General features: G+C 60.6%; 12 protein-coding genes and 1 riboswitch. Of the genes, 5 read left to right on the top strand and 7 right to left on the bottom strand.

Annotated features, from left to right (window positions below):
* Positions 1-35: 35 nt before the first annotated feature.
* The 6 genes from folE to dacB form a co-directional block, all read right to left on the bottom strand.
* On the bottom strand, positions 36-611 hold the full coding sequence (gene folE / locus HMPREF2878_RS08410) for a GTP cyclohydrolase I FolE (protein WP_016421488.1): 576 nt from the start codon (positions 609-611) through the stop codon (positions 36-38).
* A 9-nt stretch (positions 612-620) separates the two neighbouring features.
* Positions 621-3,299, bottom strand: coding sequence for an ATP-dependent zinc metalloprotease FtsH (ftsH, locus tag HMPREF2878_RS08405; protein WP_070653287.1), 2,679 nt, complete (start codon positions 3,297-3,299; stop codon positions 621-623).
* 267 nt (positions 3,300-3,566) lie between these two features.
* Entirely contained in the window at positions 3,567-4,151 is a 585-nt protein-coding gene (gene hpt / locus HMPREF2878_RS08400; RefSeq protein WP_016421490.1) for a hypoxanthine phosphoribosyltransferase, read from the bottom strand.
* Between the two features lie 121 nt (positions 4,152-4,272).
* Positions 4,273-5,346, bottom strand: coding sequence for a tRNA lysidine(34) synthetase TilS (tilS, locus tag HMPREF2878_RS08395; RefSeq protein ID WP_242458650.1), 1,074 nt, complete (start codon positions 5,344-5,346; stop codon positions 4,273-4,275).
* Entirely contained in the window at positions 5,339-6,619 is a 1,281-nt protein-coding gene (locus HMPREF2878_RS08390; RefSeq protein WP_070653285.1) for an amidase family protein, read from the bottom strand. Before HMPREF2878_RS08390 ends, tilS begins: the two co-directional genes overlap by 8 nt.
* A gap of 48 nt (positions 6,620-6,667) precedes the next feature.
* Entirely contained in the window at positions 6,668-8,152 is a 1,485-nt protein-coding gene (gene dacB / locus HMPREF2878_RS08385; protein WP_242458651.1) for a D-alanyl-D-alanine carboxypeptidase/D-alanyl-D-alanine endopeptidase, read from the bottom strand.
* Positions 8,153-8,276: 124 nt separating this feature from the next.
* On the opposite strand from dacB, the gene HMPREF2878_RS08380 reads away from it, so the two are divergent.
* The 4 genes from HMPREF2878_RS08380 to HMPREF2878_RS08365 all read left to right on the top strand — a co-directional run bounded on the left by HMPREF2878_RS08380 (position 8,277) and on the right by HMPREF2878_RS08365 (position 14,219).
* Positions 8,277-8,750: an inorganic diphosphatase gene (locus tag HMPREF2878_RS08380; protein ID WP_172954623.1), complete on the top strand. Its 474-nt coding sequence runs from the start codon at positions 8,277-8,279 to the stop codon at positions 8,748-8,750.
* A 153-nt stretch (positions 8,751-8,903) separates the two neighbouring features.
* Positions 8,904-9,200 carry a rhodanese-like domain-containing protein gene (locus HMPREF2878_RS08375; RefSeq protein WP_016421494.1) on the top strand — a complete coding sequence of 99 codons (297 nt, stop codon included), beginning with the start codon at positions 8,904-8,906 and terminating at the stop codon, positions 9,198-9,200.
* A 157-nt stretch (positions 9,201-9,357) separates the two neighbouring features.
* A complete protein-coding gene (locus HMPREF2878_RS08370) occupies positions 9,358-10,176 on the top strand; it encodes a MarR family winged helix-turn-helix transcriptional regulator (protein ID WP_070653281.1) in 819 nt (272 codons plus the stop codon).
* A complete protein-coding gene (locus HMPREF2878_RS08365; RefSeq protein ID WP_070653279.1) occupies positions 10,173-14,219 on the top strand; it encodes a Pls/PosA family non-ribosomal peptide synthetase in 4,047 nt (1,348 codons plus the stop codon). Before HMPREF2878_RS08370 ends, HMPREF2878_RS08365 begins: the two co-directional genes overlap by 4 nt.
* 285 nt (positions 14,220-14,504) lie before the next feature.
* Here the strand turns inward: HMPREF2878_RS08365 and metE are convergent, their stop codons facing one another.
* Complete coding sequence (metE, locus tag HMPREF2878_RS08360) at positions 14,505-16,814, bottom strand: 5-methyltetrahydropteroyltriglutamate--homocysteine S-methyltransferase (protein ID WP_070653277.1); 2,310 nt, start codon at positions 16,812-16,814, stop codon at positions 14,505-14,507.
* Between the two features lie 38 nt (positions 16,815-16,852).
* A riboswitch (cobalamin riboswitch) is annotated at positions 16,853-17,036 on the bottom strand.
* A 207-nt stretch (positions 17,037-17,243) separates the two neighbouring features.
* Here metE and HMPREF2878_RS08355 point away from each other — a divergent pair.
* Positions 17,244-18,365: a Dyp-type peroxidase gene (locus tag HMPREF2878_RS08355; RefSeq protein WP_070595433.1), complete on the top strand. Its 1,122-nt coding sequence runs from the start codon at positions 17,244-17,246 to the stop codon at positions 18,363-18,365.
* Positions 18,366-18,505: the final 140 nt, after the last annotated feature.

Genomic DNA, 18,505 nt, shown 5'->3' with positions numbered 1-18,505 from the left:
GTCCAGCCTTTCCAATCGACCATTTAACTGTTGCGTTAGCTCTTGCGGATGAGCGCCATTGCCTCTGCGCGCGAACGGGCATCCGTCTTGAAGCCACCGCGGACGGCTGAGGTCACCGTGCGCGCACCCGGTTTGCGGATACCGCGCATGGCCATGCAGAGATGCTCCGCTTCAATGACGACGATCGCCGAGGCCGGATCCAGCCGCTCCACCAAGGCATCCGCAACCTGACTGGTCAGACGCTCCTGCACCTGCGGGCGCTTCGCATAGCCATCGACCAGACGAGCGAGCTTGGACAGGCCCGTCACACGACCGTCCTTGCCCGGGATGTAACCAATGTGGGCAACGCCGAAGAACGGCACCAAATGGTGCTCACAGGTGGAGTAAATCGGGATGTCCTTCACCAAAACGAGTTCTTGATGATCCTCGTTGAAGGTCTTTGCCAGCACCTCAGACGGATCTTCAAACAGGCCCGCGAAAACCTCACGGTAGGCTCGCGCCACTCGCGCCGGTGTCTCCTTCAGGCCTTCCCTGTCGGGATCCTCACCGACGGCAATCAACAGTTCACGAACCGCAGCCTCGGCCCGCCCCTGATCGAATTCGCGCTCCATGATGTGTACTTATCGCTCCTCGTTGGTGTCCGGCTTGTCCTGCCAGGCGCTGTTGTCTTCGTTTCGCTTGACGACGCCGTCCTTATCCGAATCGTGCATCTGTGCCCCCTTGTCATCGGAGTTGTCGGCGTTCTTCGGGTTTTCCGGACGTTCTGTGTGTTCCGGCTGCTCGTTATCCGGCAGGCGGAATCCGCGCAGCTCCTGCTGTTCTCCTGCCGACGGCATCACCGTAGTCGGGGTGGCATCGCTGCCAGAGTTGTCCTGGCGGTGACGTCCGCCCTGCCTGTCCCACGGCATCTTCGGAGGGGCAGGGATATTCGCGGAGCCGTTGCCACCGCTGCTACCAGTACCGGTTGCCTTCGAGCCGAAGTCCGGCGCACCTGCCGGGTAGTTAGCAGTGCCCGGGTGCTGGCCACGCGCGTTGCCCTGGCCTTCCTGCGAACCCGGCTGGTTCTGCCCATCAGGGCGAGGAGTCGGCGCAGGCGCCGGTGCCGGTGCGGGAGCCGAACTGTGCGTGCTGCCGGTATCCTTCGGCGGCCAACCTGGAGCGGTCCAACCAGCCGGCGGTGGGGTGCCACCGTAAACCGGAACATTCGGTCGGTCCTGCTGGGCGCCCGGCAAACCCGGGACACTAGCATTACCGGCACCAGCGGAGCCTGCCGGCCCCTGACCATTGCCGTTGTTGCCCGCGTCCTGGTTCTCCGGTTCGCGGCGACGCACCGGCGCGAAGATGTTGACACGCTTCGGCGGTTCCTCGCCGCGCTCGATTGCCAACTCCACCGGTGTCTTCACCGGCTCGCGGCCATCGGCCGGGTGCTTAGTGTCGCTATCGAAGAAGTTCAGGCGCTCACGGGGAACGACATCGGTGAAGATAACTTCCAGATCCGGACGACGCAGAGTCTCCTTCTCCAGCAGTTTCTCAGCCAGAACATCGAGAGTGTCGCGGTTTTCCTTCAAGATGGCGTAGGCCTCGTCATGAGCCTTATTGATCAGCAAACGAACCTGCTGATCAATGGTTGCTGCCACCTCCGGAGAGTAGTCCAAAGAGCCGCTGCCACCGCGGCCGACGAACGGGTCGCCCTGCTCCTCCCCGTACTTCACCGGGCCGAGCTCCGGCGACATGCCGTACTCGGTCACCATGGCGCGAGCAATCTTGGTGGCCTGCTCAATATCGGCAGAAGCACCGGTAGTCGGCAGTCCGAAAACCAGCTCCTCGGCAGCGCGACCACCCATGGCGAAGACCAGACGGGCAAAGAGCTCTGGCAGGTTATACATGCCCTTGTCGTCCTCGGGGACGGTCAGCGCATGTCCACCAGTGCGACCGCGAGCCAAGATGGTGACCTTGTAAACACGCTCGATGTCCTTCAGCGCCCATGCGGCCAAGGTGTGACCACCCTCGTGGTAGGCGGTGACCTTCTTCTCCTGCTCGGAAATCACCTTGGAGGTACGACGCGGACCACCGATAACTCGGTCGACTGCCTCTTCCAACGCATCCGCAGTAATGATGTTGCCGTTGACGCGAGCGGTCAGCAACGCCGCTTCATTCAGCACGTTCTGCAGATCAGCACCGCTCATACCGGCGGTGCGCTTCGCCAGCGACGTCAGATCCGCATCCGGACCCAGCGGCTTGTTCCGGGCGTGGACCTTCAGAATTGCCTCACGGCCCTTCAGGTCTGGCGCACCCACCGGAATCTGTCGGTCAAAACGGCCCGGACGCAGCAGCGCCGGGTCGAGAATATCCGGACGGTTGGTCGCAGCCATGATGATTACGCCCTGACGATCACCAAAACCATCCATCTCCACCAGCAGCTGGTTCAGGGTTTGCTCACGCTCATCATGGCCGCCGCCCATACCGGCACCACGCTGGCGACCGACGGCGTCAATCTCGTCGATGAAGATAATGCACGGGCTGTTTTCCTTGGCCTGATTAAACAGGTCACGGACACGAGAGGCACCGACACCGACGAACATTTCAACGAAGTCCGAACCCGAGATGGTGTAGAAAGGCACTCCTGCCTCACCGGCGACGGCGCGGGCCAGCAAGGTCTTACCGGTACCGGGAGGACCGTAGAGCAGAACACCACGCGGAATCTTCGCGCCGAGCTCCTCGTAGCGAGCTGGGTGCTGCAGGAAATCCCTAATCTCGTCGAGCTCCTGGACGGCCTCATCGGCACCAGCAACATCCTCGAACGTATTGGTCGGGGTCTCCTTGTTCAGCAGCTTGGCGCGGTTGCCACCAAAGCCGAACATGCCGTTCTTGCCGCCTTGCATGCGGCTGAAGAAGTACATGATGACGAAGAAGAAGATCACCATCGGCAGCAGGAAGCCCAAGGTGGACATCAGGAAGGAATCCTGCGTGACCTTGGTATCGAACTTCTCCATGCCCTCGGCGGCGGTGACCTTGTCAAAGACTTGGTCGGTCGCACGCGCTGGGTACTTGGTCATCACCTTCGTGACGTCCTCAGTGCCCTCGACCTCCACGCCCTTCTTCAGGGTGAGGCGAATTCGCTGTTCGCGATCGTCGATCTGAGCTTCCGTGACATTGCCCTTATCCAACTGGGTCAGGGCAACGGACGTATCCACCTCGCGGTATTCCCGGGAATCATCCGCCAGCTGAGTAATAGCAAAGAGGATAATCAGGATGATGCCGGCAACGGTGGCAAACCGGAACACCTTTTTCTTGTCCATACAGTGGGTTCGCTTTTCGCTCTCTACATCTATTAGTTGCTTTTATTAATTGTACGCATCAACGAGTTCTTCTCGAAGACACATCAATGACACAACGTGGGGCCAGGGCTCATGGCACCTGACCCCACAGTAGGCATAACGCATCGCAACCGAAAAAAGTTTCCAACTCCTACTTTTCATCGCTAGAAGACAGCTAGAACTGCCGGAGGTACGCGCGCAATGCCCGTCGTCAAGCATCGGCACTGTGCAATAGCGCCGAAGACAGACCTAGCCCTGGTAAACGCGCGGGTGAAGCGTGCCGACGTACGGCAAATCGCGGTAACGTTCGGCGTAATCCAGGCCGTAACCGATGACGAACTCGTTCGGAATGTCGAAGCCAACATCCGCAACATCCAGGCTGGTGCGCACAGCCTCCGGCTTACGCAGCAGCGTAATGACCTCCAGGGAGCGCGGATTACGGTTGCGCAGGTTCTTCATCAACCAGGACAGGGTCAGGCCGGAGTCAATGATGTCCTCGACGATCACAACATCGCGTCCCTCAATATCTCGATCCAGGTCCTTCAAAATACGCACCACGCCTGACGACGAGGTGGAGTTTCCGTAACTGGAAACCGCCATGAACTCCATCTGGCTGGGAATGCTGAGCTGACGAGCAAAGTCAGTCAGGAAGAACACCGCACCCTTGAGCACTGCGACCAGAATCAGATCGCTGTCGGCATCCTTGTACTTCTCATTCACACGATGCGCCATCTCGTCAATGCGAGCATGCAGCTCCTCTTCGCCAATGAGAACTGCCTCTACCTCATCGCCGTAGGGGTTTGCGGGGACGTTGAAATCCTTCACATCATGCATCGCATTTCCTTTCCGCACTTCTATGGCGGCGTGTCGATGGAGCGTAACTGCCCCAGTGCAAGTTCAGAGCTATGGCAACCGATTGTTCTCAGCCGCCGGAAGTTGGATTGCGGCACCCTTCTTAAGGCACCGCGGGACGATTCATTACCAATTGTAGAGTGCCATCTTTTCGCTCAACGACCAACCTGGCATTTCTGTCAGCACCATCGCGACCACGGGTCACCGGCACTTCGCCCTGGCCGTGATAGCGGTGCACGAGCGCCAACACCATGCCGATCTGTTTACTGCTGGGCTCCGCACCCGCCTGCCTCAACCAACGTGCGAGGACGCGCACCGCGATGGCGTCGTCGAGCTCAGCCACCCCTCGCACAGACAGACTCCCGCTTGCCAACGCCTCTTCCTCCCCCAGCAGCGCATGCAGAGCTGACTCGGCGTGAGCGTCCAAAAAGTCATTGTCGACTGCGGCAATCGCCGCAGTCTTAGCGAGATTTTCCGCCACCCCCGGACCCAGCTCCTGCTCCAGCAGCGGCAAAATCGTCTTTCGAACCCGGACGCGGGCGTAATGGTCGTCATGGTTGTGCGGGTCATGCCACACCTTCAAGCCCAGCTCTTCGCAGCAGAGCTGAGTATCTGAGCGTCGTACACCGAGCAGCGGGCGCAGAATCCGAGTCCCGTCAGACCACGTGAGGTTGTCGCGGATGGCGGACAGCGCCTGCGGACCACCTCCCCTGGCCAGCCGCAGCAAAACTGTTTCCGCCTGGTCGTCCAAGGTGTGGGCAAGCATCAGCGCCGCACCTCGAGATTGGGCGACCTCCCGTAGGACTCTGTGTCGTGCCAAACGCGCCTCGTATTCGGGACCACGGTCGGAATTGTTGTTGATATCGACCGCGATAACCTCGGCCGTAGCCCCCATCCCCCGAGCTATGTGGGCGGCGCGCTCGGCGACTTCTGCAGAGCCCTGCTGAAGCTGATGATCCACGACGACGGCGTGGACTTTGCGGCCGGCCAGCGCACCCTTGGGCCCGAGAGCTTCCGCACAGGCCCCGGCGGTCAGGGCCAGCGAATCCGCACCACCGGAAAGCCCAATGACGACACCGCTGCCCAATTCCTGCCCCACCTGCTGCACTATCGCGCGGACAGCTTGCCGAATGATGAGGAAATGAGGGCTGCGGTCCGGCCAAAAAGGTCTAGCCAACGCGCCCACCACTTGCGATGGTTTCCATCGCGGTAAGCAGAATTCGCTCCTGGGTCGGGCGCGCAATCAGTTGCACCGGCACCCCAGAGGTCGGTTCCACAACGATGCCAGCCGGGAATCCCAGGTAATTCCACGTCGAGACGTAGGGAGTGAAGCGCAGATTGGACAGCAGGTTCACAATCCAGGGCATGCGATGCCACGCGCGGATTCGCGGTGGGTTCTTGGCCAGAGCCGGGGTAATCAAGATGGTGTCACCCGGTAGCTCACGCTCGATGCGGGCGCCATCGCGTGCCACTTGGCGGCCATTGATTGTGAAACGCAGCAAGCGTCCAATGCCGGCGTGGACTCGATTGCGCCACTCCAGGTGATCAGGGCGCGGCTCGTCGCGAAGCTGATCCGCCACCCCCGCAGTCCAGCGCGCGAGCATCGGCAGTGGGTTCAGCGGGTACGGCATGTTCTTTTCCGTGACGGCAAATCCCTTGTCCGCGAATACTCTCGCCGCCTGTTGTGCCGCATCGACGTACTCCGGTGCAGCCTTCAAACCGAATACGGGCGCAGTGGTGTCCACGCTGACGGCGAAGTTTTCAGGCAGGGTCTTCGCCGGATCCTCCGCATCCACCATGCCATTTGTGAGGATCTTGGTGATCAGGCGCAAGTCATCGTTGTCGACTGTGAGCACCCCTTGGACAGACATTCCGTACCAGTCATTGCCGCCCACGCGCCCCGGCATTGTTCCCGGGGTCGCCTTCAGAGTCGAAAGCCCGCAGCACGCTGCAGGGATACGAAGTGACCCCATGCCGTCGTTGCCCTGCGCAAACGGAACCATCCCAGCGGCGACAGCCGCTGCGGATCCACCGGAGGACCCACCCGGAGTGTGCCCCGGCAGAATCGGATTATCGACTGCCAGCCCCGGCAGCGTCGTCGTCCCCCACGTACAGAACTGCGGATTCACCGTAGTTCCCACCGCGATTGCACCGGCGCTAGTCAACTGCTGGACAAACGGGTTCTCTAGAGCGGTGTTTTCCTTCAGCGCAAATGGCACACCTGCAAGCGGCAACTCCGAGAGTTTCTCGCTTTGCTCGAGTTCCCGCGCAGCCTGCAGAGCCCTATCCGCCCACACTTCGCGGAAGGCATGAATCCCTCCATCCAGTCTGGCGATAGCGTCGAGACTGCGCTGCACGCTGTCCACGGGGCTTAGCTTTCCCTCGCGGACCTGTGCGGCAATCTCGCGAACGGTTGGCAAATTCCTAATCGCGGAAGTGTGAGAGGCCATTGCGGATTCATCTCCTCAAATTATTTTCAGTGGCAAATGAATCTCAGTTTAGATATCCGCAAGGGCGCTCGCTGCCTTATCGGACGCAGCTCTTGCCGGCAACAGGCTCGCCTCGTTGGAAATCAGTGCGAACGTCAGCACCTGCCCCGACTTCGTCACCACATATCCCGCCAACGCCGAGGCTTTATTCAGCGTGCCTGTCTTCGCACGGACGATGCCCGCCCCGGACTGACCAGCAAAGCGCGTCGCCAGAGTGCCGGACACTGCCGCCACCGGCAGGCTGTCCAACAGTGGGCGCAACCGCAACGCAGTGCTTTCCGACGACTCCTGCGACTCCGCCAGTCCTCCCTGCTCAGCCGATTCCACCGGCCCCGCGGCGGAATTGAGCACCTCGGAGAGATGCTGCGGAGAAATACGGTTATCCGTGCTCAGGCCGCCGGAGTCCGACAGCACCGCACCATCGAGAGGAAAACCGTGCTCCGCGAGAGTGTCACGCACGGCACGTGCGGCCCCCTCAAAGGTCGGCGGCAGACCGCGAGAGATAGCCACCTCACGGGCAATGGACTCTGCGAGCACGTTGTCGCTGTAAATCATCATCTCGTGCACACGGGTAACTAGCGGAGCCGACTGCACGAGCGCAACAATGTCTGGGTCCAGAGGTAGTGACTGACCATCCTTGGCTGCATCCCTCAGGCTGCCTCCGTTTTCCGCACCAAGCGCCTTGGCCAGCGCATCAGCTGCATCCGCAGCGGGCGTGGCGCTGCGCTGCGATTCTTCATTCGTCGGATCGATACGACCGGCATCCATCATCACCGACTCCACCGGTGCGATGTAGCCGTCCTCCAACCCCTCGCGCTCCCAGGTCTCGTGGAAACTCTCGGTGAATAGAGAGTTGTCGAGATAAACCTTGCCGACCCCCTCCGGAATGACCACGGAAATCTTTTTCGCCAACTCAGCGATTGAAGCCGAGTCCTGGAAGAACCCTTCCCCGTCCTTGCTTAAGGTAGGGTCGCCCCCGCCGTGCAAAACGATGTCATTAGTCCCCGTAACCCGGGAGACGCGGGTGGAAACCCGATGATCTTCACCTAAGTCCAACAGTGCGGCAGACGCGGTGAGAATCTTCATGCTGGACGCCGGCAAGGCCACCGCGGTGTCATTGATCCCCCACAGTTTCTGGCCGGTAGTAGCATCGCTAACAATTCCATGCAGCTCACCGAAGGCTGGATCGGCCGCAGCAGCGTCCATGATGGCGCTGACTTTTTGGGCCAGAGCGCCGTCGTCAAGCGAAGACTGCGCCGCCGTCACAGGAGCAGAGACATGACTGACCGCGGGCGGTGCATCGACAACAATCTGACGATTGTTATTGACGACAACCGCTACGCCGCTGCCCGCTGCGATAACGAGAACACCGGCGATGGCACCGCCGATTTTCAGTCCGCGCGACTTCTTGGATTTGCCGGATTTTACGGAACTGGGCGATTTTTGCGTGCCCTTAGCGGCGGTTTTGGAGCTGTCAGAGTCGGTACTACCCACGGTCACAAACACCTTCTTCCTGAAAACAAAACCTCACTTAAGGTGCACAAATAAACGGTTTTGAGCGGGTTTCGCATAAGATAGCCGTCAGAGAAGTGTACACCGATTATAAGGAGTCATCGCCGTGAGCGTTGAGGTCACTATTGAGATCCCGAAGGGTCAGCGCAACAAGTACGAAGTCGACCACGAGACCGGCAAGGTCTACCTCGACCGCTACCTGTTCACCCCAATGGCCTACCCGGCCGACTACGGCTTCATCGATGAAACCCTCGGCGAGGATGGCGACCCGTTGGACGCTCTCGTGATCCTGCCGGAGCCGGTTTTCCCGGGCGTTATTGTCAAGGCTCGTCCGCTCGGCGTTTTCAAGATGACCGACGAGGCCGGCGGCGATGACAAGCTGCTGTGCGTCCTGGATGATGTCCGCTTCGACCACTACCAGGACATCGACGATGTTTCCCAGTTCACCAAGGACGAGATTGAGCACTTCTTCGTCCACTACAAGGACCTGGAGCCGGGCAAGGAAGTTTCCGGTTCGGGCTGGGGCAACAAGGCTGAGGCTGAGCGCATCCTGGCTGAGGCTATCGAGCGCCACAAGTAAGAGCCACAAGTAAGAATTGCGCTAGCCAATCTCCCTTCCTGGGGCTCGCACCTTTGACGCAGTTCCTGTGATTCAGCGCTACGGCCGTCGGAGTTTTCCTCCGGCGGCCTTTGTGCTTCCGGCGATAAGGTCAGATTGCGTATAGTGCGCACTATGGAAACCGTAAACGTATCTGAAGTACCCGAAGACGCACAGATCATTGATGTCCGCTCACAGATGGAGTGGGATGACGGCCACGCCACCGGCGCCGTTCACATCCCCATGGAAGAGATTCCGTCCCGCTACGGCGAGCTAGATTTGGATTCCGACATTTACCTGATGTGCCGCTCCGGTGGACGCGCCGCTCAGGTTTCTTCCTGGTTGGAGAAGAACGGTATCGACACCATCGTCATCACCGGCGGCATGATCGACTGGGAGCACTTCGGCCGCCCAATGGAGAAAGCCAACTAAATCAACTACAACTGCCCTGCCTACCTGCAGGGCAGTTTTTCATTTATTTACCCACCCCAAAGCACCGACCTTCTAACAATCCGCAGGCAAACATGGGCATTATTAGTTGGCCATGTCCCATTATTGATGGTTCCCCAGATTGTCTAGTATGGGAAGTATGTCTGATTCATCCGTACTTTCCTCGGCGGACTCAGCCGACACCAGCGGTGGTGTGGCAGCCGACGTAGACGCGAAGGTGCCTGCTGTCGACGCACAGAGCGGCACCAAGGCGAAGAAGGCTCGCAAGGGAGCGAAAGCCAAAAACAAGGCCAGCGCTAAGTCCAAGTGCAAGCCCGGCTCCGCAAGCGAACTCGCCGTCGCACCGGCCGCCCTGCGCAAATCCGCGTCCTGGTGCCTGGCGCAGCTCGATGCGGCTGTCCGCGCCAGTGTCAACGCGGCTCTTGGCCGCACTCAGATTGAGTCGATTTCCATCCGCGGTTATTGGGTTCTGGAGGCCATCGCCGATGGCGGCGACATGGCTCAAACCGAGCTGAGCGCGCTGCTCGGCATGGACCGCTCTGACATGGTTCGCCTGATTGACTCTCTGGAGTCGGCAAATCTAGTCGAACGCACCCGAGACTCCAAGGATCGACGCCGCCAGCTCATCGCGCTGACAGAAACGGGCAACACCACCCGCGCATCTCTGCGACGCTCACTCCGCAGAGCCGAACGCGCCGCCGTCGCCGAATGCGCACCCGAGGTACGCGCGCTGCTTGCATCGCTTGCCGACGACTCCGCTGCAAGCCCCGAAACCGATGCCGGCGCGAAGAACCCCGAGACCACTACCCCAGAGGTCACGGCCACTGAGACAGACACCAAGGACATGGCGGAGAATAAGACGCAGGCGACGTCGTCAAGCGATGCCCCGCGTCCTAAACGTAAGAAGTCGAAGAAGAAAAAGCGCAAGAAGAAGAATAAGAAGGGGTCTTCTAAGTGACAACCACTGAAGCGAAGTTCCTACGCGCTACGGAACAGCCGCTTGAGCGCACACTCATTGACATTGTCCGGGCGACCGCGCGAAGGTTCCCCGAGGCTGAGGCCATCGATGACGGCGAGGTTGTCGTCACGTATGCGGAGTTGATCAACGAGATTGATTCCACAGCTACGTGGCTCTACGAACAGGGCATCCGTCGCGGCGACCGCATTGGTGTGCGGATGCCGTCGGGAAGCCGCGAGCTCTACCTGGCAATCTTGTCCATCATGGCCGCCGGAGCCGCCTACGTTCCGGTGGATGCGGATGACCCCGACGAGCGTGCAGAAATGGTCTTCGGCGAGGCCGGTATCGCCGGTTACTTCGATGCTGAAGGCCTGCATTTGGCTGGCTCCACGGCACGTAATCGCCCCCGCCCGCTGGACTCCGATGCCGACTCCGACGAGGAAGAGACGGAACCGACACCGCCGAGCGCACGCGAGATCATCTCGCAGGAGCCCACTCCGGACGACGACTGCTGGATTATTTTCACCTCTGGCTCCACCGGCAAGCCCAAGGGCGTGGCGGTCACCCACCGCAGCGCCGCCGCTTTTGTCGATGCGGAGGCCCGCTGGTTCTTGGCGAACCACCCGGAAGGACCGCTCGGCCCGGATGACCGCGTTCTCGCCGGCTTGTCCGTCGCCTTCGACGCCTCCTGTGAGGAAATGTGGCTGGCCTGGCGAAATGGAGCTTGCCTGGTGCCAGCCCCGCGTTCACTGGTGCGCTCCGGCGTGGACCTGGGGCCATGGTTGATTTCCCGCCACATCACCGCTGTTTCCACGGTGCCGACACTGGCCGGCCTGTGGCCTGCCGAGGCGCTCGACAGCGTGCGCCTGCTCATCGTTGGCGGCGAGGCCTGCCCGCAAGAGCTGGTCGAGCGTCTGTCCACCCCAGAGCGCGAAATGTGGAACACCTACGGCCCCACCGAGGCCACCGTCGTGGCCTCCGGCATCGAGCTGAAGCCCGGCAAGCCCGTAACCATCGGTTTTCCTCTGGACGGCTGGGACCTCACCGTCATCGACGAAGAGGGCAACCCCGTCCCACCGGGCACCAAGGGCGAGCTGGTCATCGGCGGCGTGGGACTCGCACGCTATCTGGATCCGGAGAAGGACGCCGAGAAGTACGCACCGCTGCCAGCCCTCGGCTGGGAGCGTGCGTATCGCACCGGCGACCACGTCATCATGGACGAGGCCGGACTGTACTTCACCGGCCGCGTCGACGATCAGGTGAAAATCGGCGGTCGGCGAATTGAGCTCGGCGAGGTCGAGGCGCACCTGGCTGCCCTCCCCGGCGCTACTCAGGCGACTGTCGTGGTGCAGAAGACCGGTGCTGGCGATTCCATCCTGGTCGGCTACGTCGGCGCCGGTGGCGACGCCGCAGCCATGGACTATGACAAGTGCATGGACACTCTCCGCGATGCCATGCCAGCCGCGATGGTGCCACGCCTGCACATCATGGATGAGCTGCCGGTTCGTACCTCCGGCAAGGTCGACAAGGCGGCGTTGCCGTGGCCCCTGCCTGCGCGTGCGGGTGAGGGCGACGTCGACAAGCTGAGCCCTGTGGAGAAGTGGCTGTCCGACATCTGGGCGGACGTGCTGTCCGTACCTGCGCCCGGCGCGGCCTCGGACTTCTTCGCCCTGGGCGGCACGTCCTTGGCGGCGGCGAGCGTCATTGCGCGCATTCGCCAGCGCGCCCCACAGGTCGCCGTGCGCGATCTCTACGACCACCCGCGCCTGGGAAATCTCGCTGAAGAGCTGGTCGCGCGCGGTTTCATCAGCGACGACATGCTTGCCGACGACACCAGCGACCCCACCGCTCACCTGGAAAAGGTGCCCGAGCCGACGCCTGTCTCCCGCAAGACCCGTTGGGCGCAGGTCGGCCTCATGGTGCCTCTGCAGTGGGCACGTGGCATGCGCTGGGTAACGTGGCTTGCGATTATCAACTGGGTTATCGGCGGACCGCTGGCGCTACCAGGCTGGTTGGTGGCCGTACTGGCCGTGCTGTTCCTGACCCCGCTGGGGGTCATGCCCATCAACGCGGCGACGACACGCCTGCTCACGCGCAACATCACCGCGGGTGATTACCCGCGTGGCGGTTCGGTACACCTGCGGCTATGGGCGGCCGAACGCCTGGCGGAGAGCTCTGGCGCCCACTCTGTGGCGGGCGCTCCGTTCGTGCTGTGGTACGCCCGCATGCTGGGTGCCCGCATTGGTAAGGGTGTGAATCTGCACGCGCTGCCGCCGGTGACGGGTCTGGTCAAACTGGATGATTACTGCTCGATCGAGCCGGAGGTAGACCTGTCCGGATACTGGGTCGATGGCGATGTCGTCCACGTCGGCGAGGTCACTATTGGCAAGCACGCCCGCATCGGTGCCCGTTCAACGCTGCTGCCCGGCGCGCGTATTGGCAATGACGCTCACATCGAGGCGGGTTCCACCGTCACCGGCGAGAAGAAGGTCAAGGCTGGCGCGCGCTGGTCGGGTTCCCCGGCTCGCAAGGTCGGTCGGTCCAAGCACCGCTTCCCGGAGGAAGTTCCGCCGGCTCGCCGCCACTGGGTGGCTATCTACGGTCTCACCGCTGTCTTGCTGACATTGGTGCCGCTGTCCGCTGCGGTCGCGATGGCTGCTGTCATCGGTTGGGGCACGGGGCTTATCGACGGCACCACCGAGCTAGCCACCTCGAATCTCTGGTCAACGCTGGGCAGTGCCGTGCTGTGGACTATTCCCGCCACCTTCGTCGGTGTTGCGGTGTATGCCCTGCTGACGCTGATTCTCGTGCGCCTGTTCAGCATCGGTCTGAAGCCGGGAGTGTTCCCGGTGCGTTCGCGCGTGGGTTGGCAGTCCTGGGCGACAATTCGCCTGATGGACGCTGCCCGTCACGACCTATTTTTCATCTACGCCTCCATGCTGACGCCGCTGTGGCTGCGTGCACTGGGCGCCCAAATTGGTCACGACAGCGAAGTCTCCACCGCGATCGGTATTCCGAAGTTCTTGCACGTCAAGGACGAGTCCTTCTTGGCTGACGACACCATGGTCGGCAGCTACGAGCTCGGCGGTGGTTGGCTGCTGGTGGGCGACTCCCGCATCGGCAAGCGCGCCTTCCTGGGCAACTCCGGCATCACGCTTCCGGAACGCAAGCTGGCGAAGAACTCGCTGGTGGCCGTGCTGTCCTCTACCCCGAAGAAGACCAAGTCCGGCTCCAACTGGTGGGGTTCGCCGCCAGAGCGCATGCGCCGCGTGGGCACCGTCTCCAGCGATGAGTCAGCGCAGACCTACCGTCCGACTACGGGATTGAAGGTCGCCCGCGGCATTGTCGAAACGCTGCGCATCCTGGCGCCGATGGTCTCTCTCATGCTGGCAACAATCACGTTGTTGAGTCTGCAGGGAATTGGCATGTTCACCGCGGAGTTGGTCACTGCAGGTGGCGTCAACGCTGCCCTGCTCGGCCTGGTGGTCGCGTGGCTGCTCTCCCCTGCCGTGCTGCTGATTGTTGGTGTGCTGGGGCTGTTGGTCACGGTCGTGGCCAAGTGGGTGTGCGTCGGCAAGCACAAGCCCGGTGATCACCCATTGTGGAGCAAGTTCGTCTGGCTCAACGAGCTGCAGGATGCATTCGTCGAAATGGTCGCCGCGCCGTGGTACCTGAACCCGGCGATGGCCACCGGCGGTATCGCACGCGCGATGCGTCTGCTCGGCGCAAACGTCGGCCACGGCGTGTGGCTGGAGACGTACTGGCTGCCCGAGACCGACCTGGTCACCATCGCGCGGGGTGCCTCTGTCGGCCGCGGTTGTGTCGTTCAGACGCACCTGTTCACCGACCGTGTGATGACGCTCGACACCGTCCACATCGGACACGGCTCCGTGCTGGGACCGCACTCAGTCGCACTGCCGGCATCTGTGCTTGACGACGGCTGCCGCGTCGAACCCGGTTCTCTCGTCATGCGCGGTGACCATGTTCCTGCGCACACCTCCTGGCGAGGTAACCCAATTGAGCCAGTGGTGGCCAAGAAGTAGCCCGGATTGAGTGGGGGGCTTAGGTAGGAGCCTGGTAGGCACAACGGGCTGCAAATGTGAAACTGTGAGAGTTTATGACACTTTCAAGCCATTTTTCGGACAATTTTTGCTATAAACGCGGTCAGTAACTCCATTGGCCCGCTGCCAGCCATAACCGAGGTCACTAACTCGCATTGGGGCTAAGTAGGGCTAAGTAGCAAAAGGTGCCCACCCGGCGACACGCCGAGCGGACACACTTTTTGCTACTTAACCCACTATTTATTTTGCGGCTATGCAGTTCGCGACTTACTCTGCTAGCTGCAACCGAGCCTGCTGAGCTGCGGCTACCAATACTTTCAGTGAAGCCGTAACCTCTTCCCAACCTCGGGTCTTTAGACCACAGTCCGGATTAATCCACAGCAGGTTGGGGTCAACGCTTTCAAGCGCATCTTCCACGAGCTGGTTGACTTCTCCGTCCGTCGGCACGCGAGGCGAGTGGATGTCCCAGACACCTGGACCAATCCCGCGAACGTATCCCTCATCTTTCAGCGCTGCGAGCACCTGCATACCGTTGCGAGCTGCTTCGATGGACGTGACATCGGCGTTGAGATCATCGACGGTGTCGATAAGCTCATTGAAGTCCGAGTAGCACATATGCGTGTGAATCTGAATGTCGTCAGCCACACCAGAGGTAGCCAGACGGAAGGAACCTACGGCCCACTTCAGGTAGGCGGGCTGGTCCGCTTCATTCAGGGGCAGCAACTCGCGAATGGCTGGCTCATCGACCTGCACGATTTGCGCTCCAGCGGCCACGAGATCTGCAATCTCATCGCGCAAAACCAGCGCAACGTTATCCGCAGTGTCACCGATGGGCTGGTCATCACGGACAAACGACCATGCCAACATGGTCACCGGCCCGGTGAGCATTCCCTTGACGGGAAGGTCAGTCATGTCTGCCGCTGCCTTGTACCACTGCACCGTCATCGGCTCTGGCCTGGTGATATCACCGTAGAGAATCGGCGGCCGCACGCAGCGGGAACCATAGCTTTGGACCCAGCCATTGGCGGTCGCGAGGTAGCCGTCCAGCTGCTCCGAGAAGTACTGCACCATGTCATTGCGCTCAGGTTCGCCGTGAACGAGCACATCGAGTCCCAATTCTTCCTGCTGCTCAATGGAGCATCGAATTTCAGCGAGCATTGCTGATTCGTAGTCGACTGGGGTGAGCTCTCCCGCGCGCAACTGCGCACGTGCACGACGAATGCTATTGGTCTGCGGGAAGGAACCGATTGTGGTGGTCGGCAGCGGAGGCAGGTTAAGGGCCTCAGCCTGAGCCGCCTGGCGAGCTGCAAACGAGGAACGAGTCCGGTCGCTCTCCTCGATTGCTGCCAAAGCTTCACGAACTTCAGGCTTAACAATCCGCTTCGATTCTGCCCTTGATGCCAGTGCTGCCCGGGACTCCCTCAACGCCTTCAAATCCGCGGCATCGAGTTGGCGGTCATTCAACCTGGCATCAAGCGCCCTCGCCAAGAGGGTCACCTCGCCGATTTTCTCATCCCCGAAGGCCAGCCACTGCAGCACCTCGGCATCTTCTTCGCTCGGGTTTTCCGAGGCCAGGGAGTACGGGACGTGTAGCAGCGAACAGCTAGTCGACACCGCGATGGGGCCTCGGACTGCCAGCTTCTCCAGCGTCGCCAGGGCTGCATCCAAGTCGGTGCGCCACACATTACGCCCATCAACAATGCCCGCAACCAGCAGTTCCTTGCCGGTCCAATGCGGCAACTCAAAGCTACCTGCTACCAGGTCGCAACCAATGGCCTGCACGCCTGTGCCAGAAAGGGTTTCCAGCGCCTGATCACCATCACCAAAGTAGGTCTGCACCCACAACTTGGTATTCGCAGACTCCGCCACGCCGGCCAACTTCTCGTAGGCCTGGCGAGTCCTAGCAAGAGTCACTTCATCGAGGTCAGTGACCAATACTGGCTCATCGAGCTGAATCCACTCAAAGCCCTTATCCCCCAGTTGAGCGATGATTTCCGCGTACGCATCGGTCAACTTTTCCAAAAGGCCAAGTGGGTTCGAATCATCGTCGGTACGCGACAGGCTCAAGTAGGTCACAGGACCAATCAAATGAGGGCGCAGCATGGTGGTGGCGCCATTGTTTAAGCTGCAGGAATCATCCAACCAGTCAGTGAGGTCAGAGGTAAATTCAGTATCGGCTGACAGCTCCGGAACAATGTAGTGGTAATTGGTGTCGAACCACTTGGTCATTGCGGATGCCGGTTGCGTCTTCGTACCGCGAGCGGCGGCGAAGTAGTGGTTGATCCATTCCGGTAGGTTGGAACCGTCCGTTTTCGGGACATTCTGGAAGCGGGCTGGAAGCACTCCGAGCAGCGCCGATGTATCCAGCATAGAGTCGTAGAACGAGCGCCCAATTGTCGGAACCGAGTCGATTCCTGCCTTCAGCGCTGCGCCAATGTAGCTATTGACAGTGTTGCGCGCCGTCGCGGCCAGCAGGCCGCCGGTCGCCGGGTCGCGCCAGTAGTTTTCCAGAGCTCTTTTGAGCTCACGATTACGCCCTATCCGCGGAATGCCCGCGAGGGTTGCGTGAATTGCCATGATCTCGTGATTTCCTCGTCAGTCGTGATCAGCATCGGGTATGAAATTGCACAACCGGCAGGCATTCGGACTTGTCATCACTGAAAAGATTGGTTATCAACGCGTCGGATAAACCAAAGCTCTGGCAGTGATGCTTACCGTTGCGGGACAGTTCCGGACTTGCACCGGGATTCCCCTGCATAACTCGAAGGCCTTATGCGCGCTAGGCTCAAAACACACCTTGCGCGGAAAACGTGCGATATGCAGCACTTTCCTTAATGAACACCTTCGAGGCGGCTGTGGATGTGAAGTATATCGCAATATACAAATATCTCATTCACTTAGCCCCTCCCCGAGCCTTCGCTTTAGTGCTCTCCTGCTGGGGCCAATGCGATTAAGCTCGTAGTCATAAAAGCTATTCATTCCACCGCTTTCAAGGAGTGACCTCGATTGACACAGGCTTCCGAAACTTCCCTGAGGGGCGCCAAGATTCCGTTCGATGGCCCGGTCCAGTCAGGCGTTGAACAGCCCGGCCAAGCACATCTCCGCCTCGTCGCATTCGATTTGAAGGACGGCGTCGACGCAGCAGATCTGAAGGCACTGTTCTCCTCGCTTACCGACGTTGCCCGCCGCCTCACCCAAGGCCAGGACATCGAGGGGTATCTGGAACCGGAAATGGTTGCAGCCACTGCAAACCTGACCATTACCGCAGGTTTCGGTGAGCGCATCTTCGATGTGCTCGGCAAGCCAGAGCGCAAGCCGGCTGGTCTGCACGATATCCCGTCATTCCAGCATGACATGCTCCGCCCTGAGTGGGGCCAGTCTGACTTCGCTCTGCAGTTGTGCGGTGATGATCTCGTCACCGTTTCGGCCGCGTCCCGTCTACTGGAAAAGAAGGCGGCTCCGTGGGCTCGCGTGAAGTGGTTCCAGAAGGGCTTTTCCTACGCCTGGGGTTCGCAGCCTCACGGCGCTACCCCACGCAACCCGCTGGGTCAGCTCGACGGCACCGTCAACCCGTCCACTCCGGAGGAATGGTCCGAACAGGTGTGGATTGACTCCAAGGACAAGGCGATTAACAACTCCTGCGTGATGGTTGTTCGCCGTATTGCCCTCGACTTGAACAATTGGGATGAGCTCAGCACCGACGAACGCTCCATCGTTATCGGTCGTGACTTCCACACCGGCGCTCCTCTTTCCGGCGGCAATGACGAGTTCGATGAAGAGGACATGGACGCCGTCGATGACCAGGGCGAGTATCTCATCCACCGCCAGTCTCACTTGGCGCTTTCCCGTGAGCAGGATGGTCAGCCTGACGACGCCCTGCGTCGCCGCGCCTATGCCTACGAAGACCAGCCCGGTGAGCCGGCCTTCCCGTTCGAAGGACCGAACGTTGGCCTGGTCTGGGTTGCATTCCAGAAGAACCCGGACAACCAGTTCAGCGCAATCCAGGCCCGTTTGGATCGCGGCGATTTGCTCAATGAGTGGAACCGTCACATCGGCTCCGCTGTGTATTGGATCGCCCCTGGCACTACCCCTGATTCTTACTGGGGACAGGAGTTGATTGAGGGGTAGAGGCTGCAAGCTGGCGGCGAAAAACTGACTTGGCGGGCTAAGGCCTGACGGACTAAAATCTGACGGGCTGCAAATGTGAAACTGACCTAGTTTATGACACTTTCGGGCCGGTAGGTTCAGGCGGTGAATGCATCACCACT

The sequence above is a fragment of the Corynebacterium sp. HMSC065H09 genome (genome assembly GCF_001812845.1).
GTDB lineage: Bacteria > Actinomycetota > Actinomycetes > Mycobacteriales > Mycobacteriaceae > Corynebacterium > Corynebacterium jeikeium_D.
This window is presented reverse-complemented; position numbering and strand designations above follow the sequence as displayed.